Source organism: uncultured Gimesia sp. (assembly GCF_937910335.1).
GTDB lineage: Bacteria > Planctomycetota > Planctomycetia > Planctomycetales > Planctomycetaceae > Gimesia.
On record NZ_CALEMX010000014.1, the window covers coordinates 1 to 5,216 of the forward strand.

At 49.9% G+C, this 5,216-nt stretch carries 5 protein-coding genes; 2 read left to right on the forward strand and 3 right to left on the reverse strand.

Annotation, left to right across the window (positions count from 1 at the left end):
- The coding region (locus Q0668_RS00540) for a DUF1501 domain-containing protein (protein ID WP_298858858.1) at nucleotides 1-1,220 on the forward strand (1,220 nt) is incomplete at its 5' end.
- 112 nt (nucleotides 1,221-1,332) lie between these two features.
- On the forward strand, nucleotides 1,333-2,913 hold the full coding sequence (locus Q0668_RS00545; protein WP_298858859.1) for an FAD-dependent oxidoreductase: 1,581 nt from the start codon (nucleotides 1,333-1,335) through the stop codon (nucleotides 2,911-2,913).
- A gap of 148 nt (nucleotides 2,914-3,061) precedes the next feature.
- Here Q0668_RS00545 and Q0668_RS00550 read toward each other — a convergent pair whose 3' ends face one another.
- The 3 genes from Q0668_RS00550 to Q0668_RS00560 form a co-directional block, all read right to left on the reverse strand.
- Nucleotides 3,062-4,306 (reverse strand): sialidase family protein, encoded by a 1,245-nt coding sequence (locus Q0668_RS00550; RefSeq protein WP_298858861.1) that lies wholly within the window; start codon nucleotides 4,304-4,306, stop codon nucleotides 3,062-3,064.
- A 69-nt stretch (nucleotides 4,307-4,375) separates the two neighbouring features.
- Nucleotides 4,376-4,774: a DUF6122 family protein gene (locus Q0668_RS00555; protein ID WP_298858864.1), complete on the reverse strand. Its 399-nt coding sequence runs from the start codon at nucleotides 4,772-4,774 to the stop codon at nucleotides 4,376-4,378.
- A 100-nt stretch (nucleotides 4,775-4,874) separates the two neighbouring features.
- The coding region (locus Q0668_RS00560) for a prolyl oligopeptidase family serine peptidase (RefSeq protein ID WP_298858866.1) at nucleotides 4,875-5,216 on the reverse strand (342 nt) is incomplete at its 5' end.

Genomic DNA, 5,216 nt, shown 5'->3' on the forward strand with positions numbered 1-5,216 from the left:
TTTCATTGCCGTCCCTGTTGCGTCATGAGGCGGCAGCGAGTCAATCTCGAAATGGCAAGGCGAAGTCGGTCATTCTTTTCTGGCTACAGGGGGGAATCTCACATCACGATACTCTGGATCCTAAGCCGGATGCCCCCTCGGAAATACGCGGCGAGTTTTCTACAATTGCGACAAAGATACCGGGAATTCAATTTTCTGATCAGATGCCGCGACTTGCGGAGATTTCAGATAAGTTGGCTGTGATTCGGTCGGTGACACATGGCGAAGCAGCGCATCAGCGCGGTTCGATCTATATGGTCGAAGGTCGTCGGCCGCCGCGAGAAACGGGCGTCGGGCATTCCGGAAATCCCGAATTAGGTTCGATCGTCGCGCAGCAACATGGCGTCCAAAATGGAATGCCGCCGTATTGCAGCATTCCCGGTAACGATTTTACATCTAAATTCACCGGGCATGGATGGCTGCCTGCGACTGCCGCCGCCTTTCGCGGTTTTCAGAAAAACTCTCTGGAGTTGAGTGGCCAGTCGATAGATCGGTTTTCAGAACGGATTGCGCTCCGCAATCAGCTTGCCGCTGGAACGAATAGCGGCGCAGCGCCGAGTGCGTGGGATGAATTTGACGAACGCGCACTCGACATTGTGATGTCTGGTCGCGGAGCGAAAGCCTTCGACATTTCATCCGAGTCCGATGCAACAAAGGCCTTGTACGGCATCAAGAGTAAATCAGACGCCAAAAATATCTATGCATTAACTGCACGGCGGCTGATTGAATCGGGTGTGCGATTTGTAACGATAGGCCGTAACAGCTGGGATCATCACAGCAACATCTTTCCCTCGCTGCGCAGCCGCCTTCCGAATATGGATAATGCGATTGCCGGCCTGACACTCGATCTGGAGCAGCGCGGTATGCTGGATGAAACGCTGGTGATTTATATGACCGAATATGGTCGCACTCCCCGCGTTAACAAAGATGGAGGCCGTGATCATTGGCCACAGGCTTTTAGTGTGGCATTTGCGGGAGCGGGAATTAAAGGGGGACAAGTGATTGGCGCCAGCGATAAAGATGGTGCTGCAGTCATCGACCGCCCGGTCAGCCCGGAAGAGATTGCGGCAACGATTCTGCATCTGACGGGAATCCACCCCCAGACAGAATTTTACAAGCCCGATGGTCGCCCGATTCAATTTGTTGACTATGCGAAACCAATTCAGGAATTGCTGGCTTGATTGTTGCCGCTCTGCTACTTGTCGCTTATGCAATTAAACTTGCGGTGCTTTCGGAAGAGTTACCCGAACAGATTAAGAGCGAACTTCCTACCTTTAGTAAGTCAGGAATTGTATGAGACCGTTGAGACTGTTTCTCTTTCTTTTAGTATGGTGTATATCGCCACAAACGATCTTCGCAGAAATGGTGACTGCAGATATTGCGATTGTGGGAGGGACTCCTGCAGGTATCTCTGCTGCGATTTCTGCGCGAAGAGCGGGGGCCGAGCGGGTGGTGATTGTGGAGCCGTTCAATCATGTTGGCGGTCGCATGTCGGAAACGCTGGGTTTCGGTGAAGAGAATCGGATGGCTCCCAGCACACTTGGAGGACACTGGGATGAGTTAAAAAAACGTGTTAACAAAAAATATGGACGTGATACTCCTGGTCCCGAGCCACATGTGATGGAAGAGGTTTTTGACCAGTGGCTGGAGGAAGAGGGCGTTCTCGTTTTGAAATCATTTCAGACCGTGCGTGTTATCAAAAATAATTCTCACATTCAAAAGCTCATTGCCGGTGATGGTCGTGAAGTGACGGCAAGCATTTTTATCGATGCTTCGTATGCAGGCGATCTTTTACCGCTTGCGGGAGTCTCCTGGACCGTCGGTCGTGAAAGTCGAGCACAATACAATGAATCGCTGGCGGGTGTTGTATTGAAACTGAAAAATCCACCCGGAAAAATCGTGGAGCCTATTTACAGGCTTCCCATCAGCGGTTTTGAAGAAGATGGGAAAACATTGTTGCCGCATGTGCATGGTTTGACCACAGATGCGGTTGAAGGGGCCGGGGATCAGCATCTGCAATGTTTCAACATGTATGCCTGTTTTACGAGTGATCCGAAACGTCGCATTGCTCTTGAAAAACCGGAAGATTACGATCCGGACGAATTTGAAATTTTACGCCGCGAAGTGAAACGTAATCGTGGGAAAGCCACATTGGGGTTTGGTCGTGGTATACCCAATTCTAAGGCTATGATCAATGACGGCGTTCCTCGGTTGCTGCATTGGGGATTGGCGGGGGGAGGCGATGACTATCCGACTGCGAGCCTTGAAAAACGCAAAGTGATTTGGCAGGCACACGTTGATTACACACGCCGATTGATCTGGTTTATTCAAAATGATCCTTGCATCATCGAATCGCAACGCAAGTACTTTCGGACCTGGGGGCTCTCAAAAGACGAATTTGTCGACAATGGTCATTGGCCCCGGGACGTCTATATCCGCGAGGGAAGACGGATGGTTGGTGATTATGTCATGACACAAGCGGACGTTTTTGAAAAGACTTCAAAAAAAGACTCCGTTGCTTTAGGATCGTTCCCCGTCGATTCGCATGTTGTGCAACGATTGGCCAGCCCGGACGGGAAAGAGGTCGTCAACGAAGGTGGATATCTTGTGGAGACCCCCGTTTATCAGATTCCGTACCGCGCGTTTTTGCCGCAATCCAAAGAGTGTAAAAACCTGCTTGTGCCCATAGCGATGAGTTGTTCTCGTGTCGCCTTTAATACCTTGCGTGTTGAGCCAACCTGGATGAGCACCGGTCAGGCGAGCGGCGTCGCTGGTGCCCTTGCCGTGAAACTGAAACGGGACGTTCACGATGTGCCCGTTGAATCCATTCAGGTCTTACTGCGCAAGTCTGGTTTGCCTGTTGATAAAGAGTAGAAAATATTTTCGAGGTTGTCTGGTCCGGATGTACTCAGTGTGCTCTGCAAATCAACAGATGGGAATGGCGAGTATACCCGTATGTAACATGGCCTGTTTCAATCGGCTATGCTTCTTTAGTTGCGCAGGACCATTTTGCTGACGGCACTTATTTTTTCAGGTGCCAACGGACCAGAGCGACATCCATTTTGCAGATTTTTGCATCTGAGGGATTTCGAAAGCCGGTTCCGAAGGCGGTCAGAAGTGTTCCGTCGGGCATGAGTACAGTTGACGTAGATTGCACGCTGCAAAACCAGGCTGTGGGGCCTGTGATGTTGCCTGTCCAGGATGCCAGAATGTATCTGTGTTCTTTATCCCACGATTGTCCATGGTCATGGCTGACGATTGCTTCCACTCCAAATTGTGGGTGTCCCTCATGAGTTGCCGGGTAACCCAGACGCACCACGTATGTCATTACGAGATCCCCGTTTGGCATTTGCACCATACTGGGATGGTGACGACCCCATTCATACAGAGGCTTCAACTTCGACCATGTTTTTCCATGATCGCTTGAAGTGGAAACTGCCAGTCCGCCGAAATGATCGAGTTTATTATGGGCGAATCGTGAGGGATAATCGGTGCGGCAGGCGGCGACTATATCGCCGTTGGCGGCCTGAATCAGATTGACCTCATTCACACCCAGCCATTGCGGGACTTTCCATTCTTCGCTCCAGGTTTTTCCTTCATCGGCACTGGTGCGTAAATAGGCCTGTGAATAAAAACCGTCGGGTGATCCCCAAGCCACGCCGGTTCGTCGCCAACTGGCTTCGAACACTGTTTTGGTATGTCCTTTTGAATTTTTCACGACCAATAAAGGGTCCCACACATAACGCGTCTTGACGGGATCATCGACGGTTACGTGTTTCCACGTCTCGCCGAAATCGTTGCTCCGCCAATGGCCGTGTGCGACGTTGTCTTTTTGCACGATCAATTTTCCACCGCCGAGATTGGTGAGACCTAACACGATTCCCGGCTTCGGTTTTCCCTCCGCATCGCGGCTAAACCATTTTCGTTGACTCCATGTTTTTCCGTGATCGTCACTGAAGATCATTGCTGTGTGGGTAGGGTGATGTGTGACCACCAGCATCATTACACGGTCCTGTTCCACCAGATATGTCAGGTAGGGCATCTGGGCGTTCTCATCGCTGAGTTTTTTGTACCAGGGTTCGCTGATCCATTGGATTTCTGCAGGCAGCGCGGTGGGTGCAGACGCGCCATTCATTTGTTGTATGACATGATCGCGTTTGCCGAAGGGATGAGGTTGAGGTGCGCGCGGCTCTTCTGCGTCGATCTGCGACGGTGCTCCGTACAATATGAACAGGATTGAAAGGCTTAGTATCAGGTGGTATCTCATGGACTTTTCCTTAAAGATATTTTCTCTCAGCGATAGAACGACTTTATCATAGCGTTTGCTTAACAACCGTTAAGCCCATAGGCGATTAATTTCGTAATAGAGGGGATCACACTGGATACTGCAGAAGATGCAATGTCCGCCGAGGATGCAGTCGATGGCGTCTGTGCAGAGATGCCATAAAAGTCCGACTGCGACGGCTCGCCATTTCCAGGATGGAATTGCCAGGAGCCCCAGATAAATGAGTCCCGCCCAGATAGTGTGGAGCGGATGAAATCCGATGCTGCATCTCTTTGGGTCAAAAATGGGATCCGCCAGTAGATGGTCGGCGTCGATGAGCATTGTGGCTAACATAATGAGTCCGGCCTGTTTCCAATTCTCTTTGAAGAACAACTTTGCAATCACAAACGGCACTAGCAGATGACAAGAATAGTGGATGAGATGCCTGATGAATTCAAACTCGGTTTCCATGCGATCAGCAATTTCCTTTTGTTTTTGCGCTTCATCTGGCTCAAAATCTGTGTCTCAATATTGATTGAATAAAGAGTTCTAGAATCTTTCCAGCTACTGTTTAGTGTGTGTTGAGATGTTTCTCAAAAAAGTGATGCATGGCGGGCATTGTTTTCGAACCCTTCTGGCCCATGACGCCATGGCCTGCATCATGAAAACGAAGATAGGTTATGTCTGCATCAGCTGCTTGCATGGCTTTGTAAAACTCGTCTGTGGAATCAATGAAAACCACTTTATCTTTTGCACCATGAATCAGGATAATGGGGCAGACGTTCTTGCTCACATAAGACGAAGGTGAAGCTTGGCGCATGATTTTGTTGATTTTTAAATCGGATAATTTTATGTTCTTGCTTGTCGCTAGTTTCCGGTAGACGGTTGCCGCTCGTTTGCTGTGCTTTGAATG

What these genes read in the sequence shown, in the direction of transcription:
- Q0668_RS00545 (WP_298858859.1), top strand. Translation starts at nt 1,333, where the DNA reads ATGAGACCGTTGAGACTGTTTCTCTTTCTTTTAGTATGGTGTATATCG.
- Q0668_RS00550 (WP_298858861.1), bottom strand. Translation starts at nt 4,306, where the DNA reads ATGAGATACCACCTGATACTAAGCCTTTCAATCCTGTTCATATTGTAC.
- Q0668_RS00555 (WP_298858864.1), bottom strand. Translation starts at nt 4,774, where the DNA reads ATGGAAACCGAGTTTGAATTCATCAGGCATCTCATCCACTATTCTTGT.